14 protein-coding genes and 1 tRNA gene are annotated in these 19,429 nt (G+C 35.9%); 8 read left to right on the top strand and 7 right to left on the bottom strand.

The window, feature by feature from the left end:
- Positions 1-114 precede the first annotated feature (114 nt).
- The 3 genes from N3F66_04800 to N3F66_04790 form a co-directional block, all read right to left on the bottom strand.
- Complete coding sequence (locus N3F66_04800) at positions 115-1,359, bottom strand: anion transporter (GenBank protein ID MCX8123465.1); 1,245 nt, start codon at positions 1,357-1,359, stop codon at positions 115-117.
- Positions 1,360-1,440: 81 nt separating this feature from the next.
- Positions 1,441-1,513: transfer RNA gene (locus tag N3F66_04795), tRNA-Gln, on the bottom strand.
- Positions 1,514-1,584: 71 nt separating this feature from the next.
- Positions 1,585-3,258 carry a glutamine--tRNA ligase/YqeY domain fusion protein gene (locus N3F66_04790; protein ID MCX8123464.1) on the bottom strand — a complete coding sequence of 558 codons (1,674 nt, stop codon included), beginning with the start codon at positions 3,256-3,258 and terminating at the stop codon, positions 1,585-1,587.
- Positions 3,259-3,780: 522 nt separating this feature from the next.
- On the opposite strand from N3F66_04790, the gene N3F66_04785 reads away from it, so the two are divergent.
- From N3F66_04785 to N3F66_04765, 5 genes are all read left to right on the top strand, one after another.
- Positions 3,781-4,539 (top strand): DUF72 domain-containing protein, encoded by a 759-nt coding sequence (locus N3F66_04785; protein ID MCX8123463.1) that lies wholly within the window; start codon positions 3,781-3,783, stop codon positions 4,537-4,539.
- Between the two features lie 83 nt (positions 4,540-4,622).
- Positions 4,623-5,477: a PHP domain-containing protein gene (locus tag N3F66_04780; protein MCX8123462.1), complete on the top strand. Its 855-nt coding sequence runs from the start codon at positions 4,623-4,625 to the stop codon at positions 5,475-5,477.
- Positions 5,474-6,286 carry an HAD-IIA family hydrolase gene (locus tag N3F66_04775; GenBank protein ID MCX8123461.1) on the top strand — a complete coding sequence of 271 codons (813 nt, stop codon included), beginning with the start codon at positions 5,474-5,476 and terminating at the stop codon, positions 6,284-6,286. The genes N3F66_04780 and N3F66_04775 overlap by 4 nt, the downstream gene beginning before the upstream one ends.
- Positions 6,287-6,890: 604 nt before the next feature.
- On the top strand, positions 6,891-8,003 hold the full coding sequence (locus tag N3F66_04770) for a hypothetical protein (GenBank protein MCX8123460.1): 1,113 nt from the start codon (positions 6,891-6,893) through the stop codon (positions 8,001-8,003).
- A gap of 47 nt (positions 8,004-8,050) precedes the next feature.
- The gene (locus tag N3F66_04765) at positions 8,051-8,845 is read left to right on the top strand and encodes a 3-oxoacid CoA-transferase (protein ID MCX8123459.1); all 795 of its coding nucleotides are present in this window, start codon (positions 8,051-8,053) and stop codon (positions 8,843-8,845) included.
- Positions 8,846-9,065: 220 nt separating this feature from the next.
- Here N3F66_04765 and N3F66_04760 read toward each other — a convergent pair whose 3' ends face one another.
- Positions 9,066-9,956 (bottom strand): hypothetical protein, encoded by an 891-nt coding sequence (locus N3F66_04760; GenBank protein MCX8123458.1) that lies wholly within the window; start codon positions 9,954-9,956, stop codon positions 9,066-9,068.
- 521 nt (positions 9,957-10,477) lie between these two features.
- On the opposite strand from N3F66_04760, the gene N3F66_04755 reads away from it, so the two are divergent.
- A complete protein-coding gene (locus tag N3F66_04755; GenBank protein MCX8123457.1) occupies positions 10,478-11,890 on the top strand; it encodes a bile acid:sodium symporter family protein in 1,413 nt (470 codons plus the stop codon).
- 55 nt (positions 11,891-11,945) lie between these two features.
- Here N3F66_04755 and N3F66_04750 read toward each other — a convergent pair whose 3' ends face one another.
- Positions 11,946-13,394 carry a hypothetical protein gene (locus N3F66_04750; GenBank protein MCX8123456.1) on the bottom strand — a complete coding sequence of 483 codons (1,449 nt, stop codon included), beginning with the start codon at positions 13,392-13,394 and terminating at the stop codon, positions 11,946-11,948.
- 309 nt (positions 13,395-13,703) lie between these two features.
- On the opposite strand from N3F66_04750, the gene fusA reads away from it, so the two are divergent.
- On the top strand, positions 13,704-15,782 hold the full coding sequence (gene fusA, locus N3F66_04745; GenBank protein MCX8123455.1) for an elongation factor G: 2,079 nt from the start codon (positions 13,704-13,706) through the stop codon (positions 15,780-15,782).
- 31 nt (positions 15,783-15,813) lie between these two features.
- Here the strand turns inward: fusA and N3F66_04740 are convergent, their stop codons facing one another.
- Both N3F66_04740 and N3F66_04735 read right to left on the bottom strand, forming a co-directional pair.
- Positions 15,814-16,824, bottom strand: coding sequence for an NUDIX domain-containing protein (locus N3F66_04740; GenBank protein ID MCX8123454.1), 1,011 nt, complete (start codon positions 16,822-16,824; stop codon positions 15,814-15,816).
- Positions 16,821-17,696 (bottom strand): class I SAM-dependent methyltransferase, encoded by an 876-nt coding sequence (locus N3F66_04735; protein ID MCX8123453.1) that lies wholly within the window; start codon positions 17,694-17,696, stop codon positions 16,821-16,823. The genes N3F66_04740 and N3F66_04735 overlap by 4 nt, the downstream gene beginning before the upstream one ends.
- 374 nt (positions 17,697-18,070) lie before the next feature.
- Between N3F66_04735 and N3F66_04730 the strand changes: the two genes are divergently transcribed.
- Positions 18,071-19,429 (top strand): DUF362 domain-containing protein (locus N3F66_04730; GenBank protein ID MCX8123452.1); only part of this gene is annotated, 1,359 nt, incomplete at its 3' end.

Here is a 19,429-nt window from a genome sequence, read left to right as displayed (position 1 = left end):
ACTGCTTTTAAAAAATTGTGTTTTTTAACTTTAAAACTTAAAGCTTTTTATAAAGTGTAGAATGTTTTAGAATTAATGTCAACAAATAAATGACAAAATAAAGTTAAAATTTCATCAAATCAAATGTAAATATGATTGTAAGCACAAAATAAATATTGATACCACCAGTGTGATGAGGGTAACAAGCAAACCAGGCTTTAAAAATTCCATAAACTGTATTTTTATTCCTGATTTTGAAGCTGATTCCAGTACTATAAGGTTTGCCATTGCCCCTATAATTGTTGCATTTCCCGCTAATGTTGACGATGAAGCCAAAGCCAACCACACAATTTTACTGTTGTTGTGTTGCAGTGCAGGTCCTAAAAGAATAACAAATGGGACATTACTTACTATTTGTGAAAATAATAAACTTATGCCATGCAAAAAGGTTATGCTGTAAAATCCTTCATTATATTGTGTAAACTTTAAAAATATTGATAAAATACCGCCTTTTTCAGCACCTTTTACTACGATAAACAGTGAGGCAAAAAATAACAGTAGTACCCAATCTATTTCTTTTATTATTTTGGATGGCTTGATCTTGCTAGTCAATAGTATTAGTGAGCTACCTGCAAGTGCAATAAGTGGTATGGATACATGTAGAACATGATGGAGTAAAAAAAACAAAGTAATAAGAATAAAAATAGCAACAGAAAGTATCATGGAAGACAGATTATATACATACCCATTTTCACTGTAGTGTAATACACGGTGGGTTTCAAATGTTTCAGAATAGATTCGTTTTATACATATTCCAATGATAACCAGGCCAATAATAGATATTGGCATAAGGTGCATCAGGAAATAAAAATAGGGAATTCCTGAATATATGCCTATAAGCATATTTTGAGGATTGCCGGTGATAGTCATTGCACTACCAATATTTGAGGCTAATATTTCAGCTATTAAATATGGTTTTGGGTCAAGTTGTGCTGATCTGCATATTGATATGATGATAGGTGTAAACATTAATACAACAGCATCATTTACCAAAAATGCACTGGAAATACCAGTAGTGAATGTTATAATCCATAAAAGCTGTGATGGAGTTTTTGAAAATGCAATGGTTTTATGAGCAATAAAAGAAAAAAAACCATCCTGTTCCAGTGTGGCAATGACTATCATCATCCCCAAAAGTAGAGCTATTGTATTGAAATCGATAGCTGTAATGGCTTCTTCAAACGTTAGTACCCCTGTTAAAATCATAGCTATTGCGCCAAAATAAGCAGCTGATGGCCTGTCTACATTGAACCAGGGAAGACGTGTGAATATTATACCAGTATAAGTGAAAATAAATATTGCTAACGCTATATAGTGCATGGCAACAAAGTAAATTTAGGTGGATAAGAATTAAAAATGCAGAGGTTTTCGCTAGACCTCTGCATTAGTAAATACATCAATCTGCCCGGCCAGGACTCGAACCTGGACTACTCTGATCCAGAGTCAGATGTGTTGCCAATTACACCACCGGGCAAGGTATATACACATTCTATAGCACATATATTCTTGAAATAAAAATTTTGTCAATAATTTTGACAGGGTTTATTATTCTTTTTGAGATATTTTTGCCCATGTATCCTTTAATGTAACTGTCCTATTAAAAATTAGCCTATCATCAGTAGAATCAGGATCAACCGTAAAATAACCCAGCCGTTCAAACTGGAAATTAGTAAAAGGTTTAACTCCTCTAACGCAGGGTTCAATGTAACCATTCACTATTTTAAGAGAGTCAGGGTTAATATAGTCAGTGAAGTCTTTTCCCTCCTCAACATCAGAAGGGTCTTCTTTTGTAAATAATCTGTCATAAAGGCGTATTTCAGCAGCAAGAGCATGTTGTGCACTTACCCAATGGATGGTGCCTTTTACCTTGCGCCCATCAGGAGCATAGCCATCCTTTGTGGCAGGATCATAAGTGCAATGAAGTTCAGTTATGTTGCCATTACTGTCTTTGATAACATCAACGCATTTAATAAAATAGGTATAGCGCAACCTAACTTCAGCACCAGGTGAAAGCCTGAAATATTTCTTAGGAGGATTTTCCATAAAATCATCTCGTTCAATGTATAGCACTTTTGAGAATGGAATCTTTCTGGTTCCTGCATCGTTGTTCTCAGGGTTGTTAACACCTTCTACGTATTCCACCTGATTGTCTGGGTAGTTCACAATAACTACCTTTAATGGATTGAGCACGCACATCACTCTATTGGCTTTTTTGTTTAAATCCTCACGAATGCAATGTTCAAGGAGTGCTATGTCAACCATGCTGTCTTTTTTTGCCACACCTACAAGCTTTGCAAAGTTTCTGATTGAATCTGGAGTATACCCTCTTCTTCGTAATCCTGCTATTGTTGGCATTCTAGGGTCATCCCATCCTTTGACATGGCCTTCCTGAACTAGCCTAAGAAGCATGCGTTTGCTCATAACAGTATAGCTTAAATTGAGCCGTGCAAATTCAATTTGTTTTGGTCTTGGGCCAGTTGCTATTTGGTTTAAAAACCAGTCATATAATGGGCGGTGTACTTCAAATTCAAGTGTGCAGATTGAATGGGTTATCCCTTCAATGTAATCTGACTGTCCATGTGCCCAATCATAGGTGGGGTATATACACCACCTATCGCCAGTACGATGATGGGTTGCATGTTTAATGCGGTACATAACAGGATCGCGCATATGCATATTAGGTGAGGCCATATCAATCTTTGCACGCAGCGTTTTTGATCCATCTGGAAACTCGCCATTTTTCATGCGTTCAAAAAGGTCAAGGTTTTCCTCTACACTACGATTGCGGTATGGACTTTCTTTGCCGGGTACAGTGGGGGTGCCACGAGTTGCTGCAACTTCTTCAGCGGACATATCGCACACATACGCTTTACCTTTTTTTATTAACTCTTTGGCCCATTCATAAAGTTGTTCAAAATAATCCGAAGCATGGCGCACTTCGCCATCCCACTTAAACCCCAACCACTGAATGTCCTGCTTTATTGATTCTACGTATTCAACATCTTCTTTTTCAGGATTGGTATCGTCAAGGCGCAGGTTGCATTTACCATTGTATTTCTGTGCAATGCCAAAGTTGAGGCAGATAGATTTTGCGTGTCCAATATGAAGATAGCCATTTGGCTCAGGAGGGAAACGTGTGATAACAGATGTGCACACGTTATTTTTTAAGTCATCGTTGATTATTTCTTCAATAAAATTTGTTGCTTGTGGTAGTTCCATAATGCTATCGTTAATAGTGAGTTTTAAATACTGTGGAAGGCAGCATGTATATTTTGTCAAGACATTATAAAGCTTTTATTATTTCACTGGTGTTACATTTTAAGGGCGATAGTTACTGATGCAGTGTTCTAATCTGGATATATATTGGAAACTTTTCATTTTTCATGCAGAGGACGCTGAGAAGACAGAGAGGTGGGATTTTTTTAATGCTCTGCTTCCTTTTTCTCTTGAAACTCTACGCTCTCTGCATGGTGCATTATTTTATTCACGCGGGGTACGCAGAGAACACGGAGTAATAGAGATTTTTTGAATGCTCTGATCCCTTTTTTCTCTTGTAACTCTGCGCTCTCAGCGTGATGCATCATTTTTTTATGCAGAGGACGCGGAGAACACACAGAAGTGAGGTTTTGGTGCACTGACCCCGTTATATAATGTCACCCCTGTGGGTTGGTTTTTGCGGACAGAGCCTATAAATATCTTGCAAAATTGTATAGAAATGCGTTATTGTTGCTATGAAGTAAAATGAAAGAACAATTACATTATATCGGCTGCTCAGGATGGAATTACAATCACTGGGCGGGTATATTTTACCCCAAAGATATACCAAAGTCAAAATGGTTGCAATATTATTCTAATGTTTTTGATACAGTAGAGATTAATGCAACATTCTATCGGCAATTTAAAGATTGTGTATACATAAACTGGTATAATAAAGTGCCGGATAATTTCTGTTTTAGTGTTAAGATGTCAAAATATATAACCCATATCAAACGTCTTGATAATGTTAGTGCTGAAATCCATTCTTGTATTGCATCTGCATTGTTGTTAAAAGAAAAATTAGGCGTTATTCTAATTCAACTGCCGCCTTCACTAAAATTTGATACTGCACTTGTGGCTGATTTTGTTTCAGCACTTCCCAGTAACTATCGCTATACAATAGAAGCACGGCACAGTTCGTGGCTGTGCGATAGCTCATTTTCATTGTTGCAGCAATATAATGTTGCATGGTGCATCTCAGATACTGCAGGTAGATACCCATATCATGAAGAGATAACTGCTGATTTTGTTTACATACGATTGCATGGATCAACAAAATTGTATACATCAAACTACACTGATAAAGAATTACACGATTGGGCAGAAAAAATTATTAGCTGGAATAGATTAACGTATTGCTATTTTGATAATGATTTCAACGCATATGCGGCGTTTAATGCTTTGACGTTGAAAAAAATATTATTGCTTGCCAATCCTTCGCAATGTACAGATTATATGTTGTAATTGTCCAAGAGAAATAAATTTCAGATTGTCTTTTACAATACGATGTGCTATCTTAGTACATTACACATTAAGGTATATAATTTATGGAACTCATTGATTTGCACTGTCATACCACAGCATCGGATGGGATTTATTCTCCAACAGGGATTATTGACTATGCTATTTCGCATAATGTTAGTGTGCTTGCTATAACTGACCATGATTCTATAGATGGGTTAGATCAAGCAATTGCCTATGCAAAGCAAAAATCTTTCAATCTTATACCGGGTATTGAATTCAGTATTGATTATCCACATGGTTCATTCCATCTTGTGGGCATGGGGATAGATCATACCAATGTTGATTTATGCAATGAGCTTTCGCACCTGCAAATGCTGCGAAAGGAAAGGATATTTAAAATTGTTAAGGATTTACAATTGCATGGAATTGACATAACTGATGAAGAAGTTGCGATAGAAGCATTGGGAAATTCCCCTGGCCGACCACATGTTGCCAGGGTGCTTGTAAAAAAGGGGTATGCTGCTACAGTGAGTGATGTATTTACTCAATATATGGTAAAAGGAAAGCCAGGATATGTAAAAAAAGAAAAAATTAATTTCCACAGAGCGCTACAGCTGATTAAAATGAGTGGGGGAGTTGCAATTGTTGCTCATCCTGTATCCTTAGGATTTGGTTCATGGGATGAATGTGAAAATATTTTAAAAGAATTTATTGATGCAGGGGTTGAAGGAATTGAGGTATATTCATCAATGCATAATGATGATGATGTAACACAACTGTTGCATATAGCAAAAAAATATTCTTTAATAATATCTGGTGGCAGTGATTTCCATGGAGACAAACAAGAAACCATGGGATACTATGCTGATAATAAGCCCATACCTTTTGAGCTTAGCAAACAATTTTTAAAAAGTAAAATGCCAGGGAAGTTGTTATGAAAGTTGACAGAGGGTATCAAAAATCATTTTTAATTGATATCGATGGTGTTATTGTACGTGGGAACTCTCTTATAGCCGGTGCTAAGGATTTTATCAACAAACTTCAAAAAGGCAATTACCCATTTTTGTTCTTAACAAATAATTCATATCATACTCCAAAAGAACTTTCAGAGAAATTTTTCAAGTTGGGTTTGGATATAAGTGAAGACCGATTTTATACATCTGCAATGGCAACAGCAAGTTTTCTTGTGTACCAAAAGCCTGGATGCTCTGCTTATGTAATAGGGGGTAGGGGACTTATACAAGAGCTTGAGAAAAACGGTATTGTGATCACATATAAAAATCCTGATTATGTAATTATTGGCGAAACAGAAGAATATGATTATGCTCGCATTATTGAAGCAACATATCTTATCCAGGAAGGAGCAAAATTTATTGCAACAAATCCTGATCTGACGGGACCAACACAGCGTGGGCCTGTACCTGCATGCGGAGCTCTGGTAGCACCAATTGAAAAAGTTACTGGTGTGAAGCCTTATTTTTTAGGGAAACCTAATCCTGCAATGATGTACTGGGCACGAAAAAAACTAAATGTTCACTCTGCTAACTGTTTTATGATTGGAGATAGGATGGATACTGATATTCTGGGTGGCTCAGAAGCAGGGATGACGTGTATTCTTGTGCTAACAGGGGTAACCACACTGGCAATGGTTGACAGGTTCCCATACCAGCCTGATTATATATTTGAACATGTAGGGGAAATAGACCCGGATACTATACTTTCGCGCAGGGAAAGAATAAAAGAGTAGCATTCATGGTATATTTAATAATTATAACATTTGTGTCCAATTACATACATATATAAAAAATAAAGATATTTCATTTTAATTCAAAAGCATTATGTGTCAAAAGTTATGAAACCCCCAATAAATTGTTAGATGGATTATAAATATTTTGATCAATATTAAATAATTATGTTAATTTAACCTATTATTTGTTGATAAAGACGAAAGTATACATTATATAAAAAAATTATTGGTAATGAAAATATATATCCGCTAGTATTTGTGAGCATGTTTTATCCATCAGGAAGGAGCTTTAAAAGAAATTTGTTAACTATTTATAATTAACAAATTATATATTATATAAGATTATAAAAAAACAACATACTATTCCATTGTTATACAAATTATTATGACATACATAATACAATTATATGCTAATAATTTATGCACAAAACTATTGACAAATTTATATATAAAATAATAAGTACAAATTAATATATTATAAATTATATTTAATACCAAACAGCTGGTAATTGAATATAATTTTTGTAATATATAAAATTGTATGTTATAATTATTATTGAGTTTTGAGTATTTTTAAAATACTTAATCAAGCAGGAGGATGTAAATGGGAAAATTCAGCTTTAATGAAGAAGCACTTAAAAATCTCAAAATCACTGATACCTCAATACTTGAGCGATTGGTAGATTTTGAGCATGCACGAAAATGGCATTTAAGTAAGGACAGATCTCGCAAAGACAAGCGGATGTCATTAAAGGAAGCTGTGGCTGAATATGTTAAAGATGGTGATATCATGACTGATGGCGGTTTTTGTTATGTCAGGACTTCTATCCAGTCATATTTTGAAGTTATTCGCCAGCAAAAAAAGAACCTGCAGTTCTGTAGCTCTCCAAACACAAACCATTCCTACATGATTAATGCTGGTTGTTGTCGATATTCACATAATTCGTATATTGGAGCTGAAATGCGTGGTATTGACCGCAACTATGGCCGTCAGTTAAAAGCTGGTAAAGTAACTATACTTTCGGAGTGGAGCCATGGATCAATGGCACAGGGGTTTAAAGCTGCGCAGTTAGGGTTGCCTGGAGTTTTCAGCAAGCAACTTTTGGGCTCGGATATGTTAAAATATAATCCTTATGTTAAAGTTATGCAAAATCCCATGCGCAATGACCCTGATCCGGTAGTATTTATTCCGGCATTATATCCTGATGTATCTATCATCCATGTACATGCTGCTGACAAAAAAGGCAATGCTAGATTCTTTGGACCTGCAGTAAATGATATTGCAATGGCAGCTGCAACACGAAAACTCATTATTACAGCTGAGGAGATAGTTCCTGAAAGCGACATCAGGTACAATAATAAAGGTGTGTATATACCTGCTATGTATGTAGATGCAGTGGTTGAATTGCCATTTGGAGCAGTACCTGGTCAGATGCCGGGATGCTATTACTGGTCACGCCAGTGGTGGGAAATGGCTTTCAGATATGCTATGAAGTCAGATGAAAACTTCCAGCACTTCCTAGAATACTGGGTCTATAGTGTGAAAGACCAGTATGAGTTCATTGAAAAACTTGGTGGAGCAAAATGGATTGCTGAGTCTCGTCGCTTGACTAAAGCCGAAGAGTATGATAATGAAGACATTGGTGTTGATTTCAATTATGATGAATACACCAGCGGTGAGTGGCCAGAAAACATTAGTACTATGAGATTTTATTAAAATGAAGTATTGTAATAATTTAAAAATGTAATTTATAAGGAGGAATTATGGGTAATAGATCTGATAAACCAATGAATCCACTGGAAATGCTGGCATATATTTTATCAAAGCAGATAAATGATCATGAAGTTGTATATATTGGAACAGGATTACCAATGATTGCAGGTATACTTGCCCGCAAGACTCATGCACCAAATATTGTTCTGGTATATGAATCTGGTGGTCAGGACCCAATGGAAGGTGCATTGCCATGGTCAGTTGGCGGACCAGCAACTTGGCGAAAATCACCATTAATCATGGAAATGGCATATTCATTTGGTCAATTATACAATGGATATGTTGACAAAGCTTTCCTGGGTTTTGCACAGATTGACATGTATGGTAATGTAAATACGCATATAATTGGTAAGGATTTTCTTAAACCTGATCATCGTCTGACGGGTTCTGGTGGTAACAACGATCTTTCTTCACTTGCTGAGAACATGATTCTGGTTGGATTGCAGTCACCACAAAAATTTGTTCCAAAAGTTGATTTTATTACTTCACCGGGATTTTTAGATGGTGGCGATAGCAGAAAGAAAGCAGGATTACTTGGCAATGGACCTATATGCGTAGTAACGCAGGCTGCAGTTTTTGATTTTGAGCCAGAGACAAAACGTATGAGAGTTAAATCACTGCATCCGGGAGTATCATTTGACCTGTGTCAGTTAGCCTGCGGGTTTGAGCTGCTGAAGCCAGAAGGAGAAATACCGGTAACAGAAGTTCCTTCAAAGGAAATACTTGAAATATTGCGCAATGAAGTTGATCCTCGCGGTGTATTTACAAGCATTCCAGGTATGTAAGGATAGTATATTAACTGATGGGCTGTCCCAAAGGTGGTCGTTGAGTCTAATTAGATAGTATTTGAAAAATGCACTTAATTAGGTCCAGTTTTTCAATATTTTTAACTATATAAATCAATACTTTTAATAAATTTGTACTTTAGACAACTTTGGAACAGCCCAGTATTAAAAAATAATTTTGCTAATGTAAAAAAATTGAAATCATGTGAAGGAGATTATCTTATTTTCCCATAAAATCACTAGAGAACGAAAATCCTGCCAAAATATAAGGAAGTACTCCTTCTCTGTTAGGGTGTTTTAAGTACCACCCTAATATCATAAGAAACGTTGGTTTGTTGAAGCTTGTATAGTCGTGAGTGTGGAATGACCAGGCAATTAATGGTCCTATACGCATGTGTTCTAAATTATTGCTAGGGAACACTGCTGAGTAACGTGCACCCACTATTAGTTGACCATCTAAATAGAGTAAATCAGTATCATTAGCCCATATCATCTTGTTGTTTGGAACAAGAGTATCCAGTGTTGCATCATAAAAATATTTGTCTTCATTTTTTAGGTCAATATTAAAATATAATAGAGGAAACTTTGTCCGTAAGGCAACTTTTCCAGCCTTCAATTGGAATGTAGGTTCAACAAAATAATGGTGTCCCGAAGTCGAATATGCTTGATCCTTCATATCCTTACGCGTATCATCATCAAAATCAACATCTTTGTTTGCAATTGGGTACGAAAGTAGAAAGCCACTAGTCCCAAAGAATGTTATGTATTCGTATCCAAATCTTACATTGAAAACAGCAATGGGCTGAAAATCAATAACTGGTCCTATCTTTAAATATGCTGGATTTAGTTTTGTAGATAGTCCAGGTGCTATAAATGTGTCGCGAAATAATAATGAATTGCTATCAACGAGCTTGCGGCTATACATAAGGCGATTTTGTGTCTCAAGCCCTAATGGATTGTAACGGATAATAGTAAGTGATGACAGATATAATCGTTCTTCTGGCGCAATCTGTTGAAGTGTCACAGTCTTATCCTGCGCGAACAAAGAAGAAACAAAGCAAATAACCATTAAAAATAACCTTGTAAAAAAATATAGATTTTTTAAGCGCATGAACCCCCCTTAATGAAAGTATATTAATGTTCCTAAACCGAAAAATATCACATACATTATTTTCTTTAGATATTAGAATAAAGATAATGCAGTTCAGTTAAAGGAACGCGACTGTTGTAGTACAACAGTATATAAAAGGTGATATATTACAAAGTATACTTTCTGAATTCAATAACTTTTTTAAATAAAAGTAATAAAAAATCATAAATGATGAAAGTATATGAGATGATAACTATTTATCGGAGTAACCAGAAAGTAGTACTTTTTTTTCTTTGATAAATTTTAAATAAAAATACTATTTTTACATTACAAAAATTTGAAATAACAAAATGTTTTAATAAACAGAAGCATTAATGTGTTGGAGTTGAATACAAAATAATCATTGACATTATTATAATTATATTATAATAATGTCATACAAACTATGAATATCCGTCATAACTTATAATATGTAACGAATACATTGCAAAAGTATTCTAAATGTTATGACTGGATACAAAAATTTACTAATGGGGGTTCTAATGAAGTTTGCATTCACTACTTACAGTAATTCACTAAAACTGTTTTTTGTATTTGTAATGAGTTTATTTATTACGTCTGGTAATGTATTTGCAGATGAAGATCTGTATCATAAGCTTTCACGTATTACAAAATCACAGCAGGATGTACATCAAATTAAAAAATTGAATCAGGCTGGTAGGCAGATAGATTGGGGTAAGGCTAAAGAAATTGAATGCCATGGTCATCTGCGAGTATTGAAAACTGCTATCATTAAAGGCACTGATGATGAAACAAAACTATATTTTGTTAGAAACATCACAGGTGAAATGTATTTATTATCAGTTCCTAATGAAAATGAGATAATTGATCAAGATTTAAAATCAGCATATTCCAATCTTGAAAAGATGTTAGAATATAAAATGAATTTTAAATTGCTTGTTGCTCAAAAAACTGTAAATGGAGAAGCATACAATTACACAAGGTTCAAAGATGCGCCCCAACAGTTAGCACTGGATAAAATATTTAAAACATCAATTGTATTGATGTTGTTTTTTGTTATGTTAGGTATGGGCTTAACTCTAACTATTAATGATTTTAAAATTGTATTCCAAAAGCCTAAAGGAATACTCACCGGAGCTATTTTGCAATGGGCTGTTATGCCATTTGTTGCAGCAGCGTTGGGTAAAATGTTGGGTTTTTTCGAAGCGTTTCCGTATATTTACGTTGGAATTGTTTTAATAACTGTGAGTCCTGGCGGTGTTACTTCAAATTTAATGACATATTATGCCAAAGGTGATTTAGCATTATCTATCTCACTAACTTCTTTTTCAACAGTTCTTTCATTATTCTTTACTCCATTTTTATTAACGTTGCTGTGTGCCAATGTTCCAGAAGTAACTATACCTGTAAAGCTTGTTGTGCAAACTATAATAATACTGGTTATAATACCGCTTGCAATTGGAATGTTTATACGCAATCGGTGGCCAGTATTTGCTGAAAAATCAACAGGCTTTTTTTCAATTTTAGGTGTCATAGCACTGTTATTCCTTATAATTGCAGGAATTTTAGGCAATTTGGAAGTATTCACTGATACCGAACGTTATGGAGTTAAGTTTTACACAACGGTATTCTTGCTAACTATGTTAGGTATGTTCATTGGTGCAGTTGTACCAAAAATGGTAGGTGTTAACAATTATCAAACAAGAGCTATCTCCCTGGAAACGGGATTGCGCAATGCTTCATTGGCTATGGCTTTGAGTATTTTGATTCAGGATTATATGGGGGATTTTTATGCATCTATGTTTTTTACCTCAGCAATGTTTGGAATTTTAATGTATCCGGCAGGATTTATTGCAATAGAATTTCAGAAAAAGTTTTTGCCCGTTGAACCACAGCCGCCAATTCCAGTTAAAGTTGAAGAAGGCGAGTATTAACAAAGTTAATAATGCTATCCCCTTTTCAGGGGATAGCATTCCATTGTGATAGTAGTTATTTCCCCAATGCTAATTTTATTACCTCGTATGCTCCATTATAAATGCCTATACTTTTAGCTTTTATAATATTTTGGCAATAGAGTGAAAGAAGATCATCGTCATAAATGAGTAAATCCAGTGCCTGTAAGGTATGCTCGGTTGTTTCGCACTCTACGGTACTATCACCAACTTCTGCACCACGTATGGCACCCCACATTTCATGGCCTCCAACACGAGCCACAAAAAGCTTTGGAACAGGATAAAATGCCAGTTCACTTGGTTTTGTAATAAGGCAATCGCTGACTCGCATTAATAAATTGGTTGCATACACTGCAGAGAAAATATTTTCATTATAAACTACATGAAGTCCGGGAATGTCTTTAGTGCCAAGAGCAGTGACAAGCTTTTCAGTTTGGGGCCATTGTGTGTACGTGGAAATTTTTACTTTTGAGCCAAACTGAGAATTAACTATCATATCAAAAATTGTTTTATGATCACCAGTGTTAATAATTAATGTAAGTTTTTCATTTTCTAGAAGAGGTATACAATGCTGAATGATATCCATGCAAAGTTTTTGCCCAGCTCCAGCACCACCAATGCTTAACAAAAATCGGCGTGGCTTTTTGGCTTTCATTCTGCTTAAACGTGCATTACAATCTTTTTCAATATTGGCCACCAACTCGTGGTCAATATAATGCCCAGTATAGTATATGCTATCCTTTGGCATTGGATTTAAAATTTCATTTCGTTTTCCCATATTTTTTAATGTTCGGTAGCCATAATATGCGGATGGTGTTTGGACAGTATGGATGGCACCCTCAGAAAGATGCAGTGCAAGTGGCCAATTATCAGGAATCATGTTGACAACTCTTTTCATGCCAGCATGGATAGCAGCCTGAGAAGCCCACGCATGTGTTGCTACAAAAGGTACTGAGTGTGGCAGGTTTTCATAAATGTTTGCAAAAAGTTCGGTCATCTTTTGATCACTTGCGTTATAGGACAATCGTTTAAATCCAATAGCAGTGAGGTGTTCCCAGTACAATTTGTTAAACAGGTAGAATTGCTGTGAAAGTCGTGAACCAAGTGAATAAAGCTTTTCCAAATGTTTTATTATACGTGCCCCTGCAGTATTAAACGATAAAAGGTCAAACCAATACGGAGTAAGCCCCATTGAATGTGCTGCTGAGGCAACTGCCATGGCTATACGGTAATGCCCGTATCCCATTCGGATAGTACCAATTATAACTGACTTTGATCGTGCAATTTCATTTCCTTTTTGCTGAGTAATTGTGTAAAGGTTGAAGTATTTTTTTAACTCCGGATTTGGCTCTGCATAAAGCGGATACGTATCCTCTGGATTATACCCAAATTGCTTTGCAAATCGTTCTTTCTGTTTTACAGCTTTGTTATACACGCGGTGTGAAATCTGGTTGCCAAAGATTGATTGTGATTTTTCGTTGGTCATTATCTACCTCCTATAGTGGCGCGTACGGGCGTTAACTGGTAACTATCGCACATATTTTAGTATGGCGATAGTAACTGTAAATAAATTCATCGAAAACAAAAAAATATTGCAAGTTTTAATTTAAAAAATGTAAAAAAATTTTTTAAATTGTTGACAGGTTTGCTATCTTTATCACTATGACCGACCATATTTAGTGGTTATCTTCCTCAAGTTTAAAAAGAAAGCAAACATTAATTCCACTATTGTAGTAAGCGGTCTTTAGTATTTTTTCTGATAAAGTAATTATTATATTGTAAGGAGTAATGTACTATGCCGTTACGTAAATTGAGAAACATTGGTATAGCTGCACATATAGATGCAGGTAAAACAACTGTTACTGAACGTATTTTATATTTTACCGGTGTTACAAGGAAGCTGGGTGAGGTCCATGACGGGCAGGCTGTGATGGACTTTATGAAACAGGAGCAGGAACGAGGCATTACTATTTCCTCAGCTGCTATTTCCTGTCAATGGAAAGAGCATAATATTAACATTATTGATACGCCTGGCCATGTTGACTTTACTGTAGAGGTTGAGCGTTCACTGCGTGTTATTGATGGATTGATTGCAGTTTTCTGTGCAGTTGGCGGAGTTGAGCCCCAGAGTGAAACGGTCTGGAATCAAGCAGACAGATACAAAGTGCCACGCATTGCATTCATTAATAAAATGGACCGCGTAGGAGCTGATTTTTACGAAGTTGTTTCGCAGATGGATAAATATCTGGATGCCAATCCTGTTCCATTCCAGATTCCTATTGGTGCAGAAGACAATTTTGAAGGATCAATAGATCTTATTGAACAAAAAGCTGTTATATTTAAGGAAAATGAACAGCTGGTTGTTGATATTCCTGAAGAGTATAAAGAAAAAGCTAAAGCAGCACGCAAGCACCTTATAGAAAAGTTGGCTGACTTTGATGATGAAATTATGGAATTGTATTTAAATGAGCAGGAAGTAGCTGCTGAGCTTCTTAAGAAAGTGGGACGTGAAGCAACATTGAAAATGCTTATCACACCGGTTTTTTGTGGCGCTGCGTATAAAAACAAAGGTATACAGTTATTACTTGATGCAGTAGTTGATTATCTTCCATCACCGGTTGATATTGGTGCTGTGGTAGGCACAGACCTCAATGATCCTGAGAAAACTCATACCCGCCACCCATCGGCAAATGAACCGTTTGCTGCGCTGGCATTTAAGCTTATAAATGACCCGTATGTAGGGCAGCAGACATTTATACGTATATATTCTGGTAAACTTGAAAGTGGAATGCAGTTGTTTAATTCCACTAAAGGCAAATATGAACGCATTGGCCGTATTATGCGTATCCATGCAAAGGAACGTGAAGAGATATCTCAAGCTGGCCCTGGCGACATAGTAGCACTTATTGGGATGAAATACACCAAAACCGGTGATACACTGTGTGACCCAAATCATCCACTGTTGTTAGAATCAATATTTGTGCCGCCATCAGTCATTGATCTGCAGATTATGCCCACTTCCAAAAAGGAAGAAGAAAAATTGGGTATTGCATTGCATAAACTGGCAGCCGAAGATCCTTCATTCAATGTGCGTGTTGATGATGAGACCGGTGAAACCATAATATCAGGTATGGGTGAGCTTCACTTAGAGATTATGGTAGATAGATTAAAAGAAGAATTTGGTCTCAATGTGCAGGTTGGTGAGCCATCGGTAGCATTCAGGGAAACTATTACTGCAGAAGCTCAGCAGGAGACCAAGTTTGTAAAACAGACAGGTGGCAAAGGACAGTATGCACATTGTGTTATTCGTATAGAACCTAATCCAGGCAAAGGTTTTGAGTTTGTGGACCATATTAAGGGTGGTGCAATACCAAATGAATATATTCCATCTATTCAGAAGGGGATACTTGCAGCTATGGAAGAAGGCATCTTGGCAGGATTCCCTGTTGTGGATGTCCGTGTGGTGCTTCTTGACGGTAGCTTCCATCCGGTAGACTCATCAGATATGGCATTCAGAACCTGTGCATCAATATGCTTCAAGGATGCCTTTATGAAAGCAAAACCAATACTATTAGAACCACAGATGAAGATAGAAGTAAATACTCCTGACGAATACATTGGCGATGTAATTGGCGATTTAAATAAAAGGCGTGGAAAAGTTGAATCAATGCGACGATTCAGAAAAGGTGCCCAGAAGGTTAATGGTTTTGTACCGCTTATGGAAATGTTTGGTTATGCGACAACCCTTAGAAGTCTTTCCAGCGGAAGAGCAAACTATGCAATGGAATTTGACAAGTATGTACCACTACCACGTGAGATGCAAGAAAAAGTCCTTGCAAAGATAAAAGAGAAGAAGCGAAAACAATCAGCATAACGAACAGAAGGGCACTTGCAAGAGTGCCCTTTTATTTTTCGTGCGTGTGTTCGTATCCTTTCATTAAAAAGTATGTAATCTTGTCATAAAAAAGTATTATTCTGTTATTGATTTCCAGTGCTGTATAAATATCCAGTGGCGAATGCAGGATATTCTTTTCAATCACCCGTACCCATATTGATTTTCTGCTTATAGCTATTGCAGTCAATATATCCTTTAAGGGTACATTATGTTTTTTTAATTGCATCCCTATGGTAGTAAATTCTCTGAAATTTTTCCAAACTCTGCTTCTGGTGAGCCATAATTTAATAGTTTCTAATGCCTTTTGATGAATAGAAAGCAAAAGCAAATAATTGCTATCATTATATTTGGGAATTTCATTTTGCCATAGTGCATGAAATACTTCAATTTCTGACTCAATCATGCTAGCAATAATAGTGGAAATTAATTGATACTGTTTTGATTTCTCTTGGGGAATATCATGATGTGTTGCAATGGTGGGGTGGATTATGTTTAGTGAATCTATCATTGACCATACATCTTTATATATTTCTATAAATCGCTTTATAGCTTTTTCATTTGATTCCCATGCAAGCGGTGGATAATTAGTAAGAGGGAAAAATTTTGCATCCAGTGCATCATCACCAGCTTTTACTTCATGTGATAGCTGTTTTACTTCAAATGTGATGATAGCAAGATCCCCATAGAAATAGTTTGAAACAGTATCTACATCTATTATACGTACAATTTGGCCTGTAACGCCTGCTTCTTCTTTTAATTCACGTAAAGCTGCCTGTTCAATTGATTCACCGGTTTCAGCAAAACCGATAGGTAGGCACCACATATTTTTGTAGGGATCATTTTTCCTCTGCACAAGCAACACTTCACGCTTTTCATTAATGACAATACATGATGCAACGGGAAGAGGATTTTCATAAAATGTAGTTTTACAACTTTCACAGAAGTCGCGATACTTTTCATCTATGAACCGCACAGTAACAGGAGCGCCGCAATAACTGCAATATACGCGTTTTTTCTTCATGATGTGGTTTCCTTACGCCTTGGTGTGTTGGCAATAAAAATGGCATCATCTTTATTAACAACAAACTGGCTATATGATGAAGCATGCCACCGCAACCGGTTATAAAAATCTTCTATTAATGCATTATATTCATCCACGTCAAGAGATGCAATGTCTTTAAAAAAGAGATATTGCTTTTTCTGAATGTAACTTATACAATGATTAATATCATGTGATTTAAATATCAGGTTGTTTGGATATCGTATGTAGGTGATGTGATCAAAGTGTGGTTGTAATTTTGTAAATCCATTTTCAGCAGAGAATGCTTGAAACAATTTGACTATATGTAATGAGCTATCGCCCTCCATTATGATATGGTGAATGCTTTCCATAAATAGTTTTGTTATTTGTTCAAGAGTGTTTTCACTGTGAGTAAGTACAATAAAAGTGCCGTCATTTTTGAGTATACGGGCAATATCCTCAATGAGCTGTGGAAAAAAATAAAGTGAGTAGCTAGCAATAATGCAATCATACGATGCATCAGGAAATTCGGTTATGACATTTGCTGAGTCTTCAATAAATGTTGCAGTGTAGCCACTTTGCGCACAGGTGGAAAGAAACATTTTTTTATTTTCTCCACCAATGACATCAATTCCGGTAATATGTGCTTGCGGATTTATTCTATTACTCAATGCTTCAGTAAAAAAACCATACCCACAACCTAAGTCAAGAATATTTTTGCAGTGCTTCAGGTTGCAGTGTTCTAATGTAAGCACACGGATATCATTTTTATTCTGTGAAAAACGCCGTATTATCTGTCTAGTTGAAAGGTGGTCTTCAATGTTTTCATAGGTTTTGTATATCTCTTCCAGTGTGTAAATGTTTATATGCATAGTTGTATTGCCGTCGATAATATCTCACTAACTATACATTAAAAAAATAAAAGTGTCAATGTATTAATTATTTATAAAAAAGAAGTTATCGTTAAGGTTTTATTATGTGCGATAGTTACTGGATATTATGTTGAAGATTATAATTTAGTACAAATTACATTGACTAAAATAATGTAGTATACTATAAAATGAAAATACATGTATGGAAGATTATTCTGGACCTTGTCCTGAATTTATTTTAAGGATTAATTTAGGTTCTTTTAACAAAAAATCATCCTGAGCTTGACTCAGGATTCATGAGCCCAAAATGAGATCCCTAATCAATTTAGGAATGGCTGAGTATGTGAAATAATATATTTATTTAGGAGAATGTGATGACAACTGTATATGTTCGTAAACTCAAATCACCCCATCAAAATGAAAGCTTCACTGTTTTCAAGCCACTAAACAACCAATTGCGCCAAGAAATTTTTGCAACTGTGAAAGAGATTTTTGATAAAGCTGGCGGAGCAAAGCTGCTTAAAAGCAGTAAAGATGTATATATAAAGCCAAACGGCATTGATGGTAAACCGTATTGCTTCACCCGACCTGAAGTTGTTGATGCCGTGGTTCAATATTGGTTTGAAGCAGGAGCAAGGAATGTTTATATAATGGAAAATTCTACTCAATGTAATATTACACGTCTTGTATTTGAAATAACAGGTTATGCTGATATATGCCGTAAAACAGGTGCAAAACCACTCTACCTTGATGAAGATACATCAGTGGTATATGAATTTAAAGGAAAGTCTTCATCACAGTTCAATCCGCTTGGTTATGATTTAACAAAATTTGAAATGCCAGCAACTGTTGTTGATAAGCTTATTTATGGCAGAGATGAAAATTTATATATTAATGTTCCAAAACTAAAGACGCACTCAATGGCTATTGTCACACTAGGTGTAAAGAATCAATGGGCTTTTCCCCGGCATAATGACAGGCGATATGACCATAACTACAATCTACACTATAAACTTGTAGATATACTTGGGTATGTGCAGCCAGATTTTACGTTAATCGAAGGAATAGAAGGGACAATTTATGGGCATTATCCTGCAACTAAATTAGCGGACAAATGTGTTATTCCATTTAAAGTCTTGATAGCTGGTGACAATGTTGTAGCCACAGATATAGTTGGTGCAAAAGTGTTTGGTCTCGATGTTAAGGATGTGCCCCATCTTCATATTGCATTGCAAAAGGGTTTGGCAAAGGGTATTAAAAGTAGTAAAAATATTAAAATTGATGGCAGCCTTAAGGAATTTAAAAAGCGCTATCCTACAGATTTATTTGATAGCTTTCCTCCTGATGTGAATATTGTTATGGGTAAAGAATTGTGCTGTAAGGAAGGGTGCCGCAATAATCCGTTAACGTTATTACAGGTATTATATAATGATTATGATGGCAAAGGTGGGTGGAACCTTGTTATTGGGAAAGGCCATGATAAAAGTCTAATTGAAAAAATAAAAACACCGGTACTGGTTGCAGGTCATTGTGCTATAGAAGAAACCTATGATACTCTTGTTAAAAGATTAGGCAAGCGTAACGTATATATCAGTGGGCAATGTAATGACTTAGCTGCATCTGCAGCTGCTATGTTTAAGCTCATGAAGGTGAATCCTCTTAAGCTTGTGAATCTGTCTCCTTTGAAATCGGTAAAGTTGTTGCTTTTGGCAAAATTACACGGTACAAAAGCA

This window comes from Spirochaetota bacterium (genome assembly GCA_026414805.1).
Classification (GTDB): domain Bacteria; phylum Spirochaetota; class UBA4802; order UBA4802; family UB4802; genus UBA4802.
Note: the sequence above shows the minus strand (reverse complement) of the source record. Positions and strands in the feature narration are given on the sequence as shown.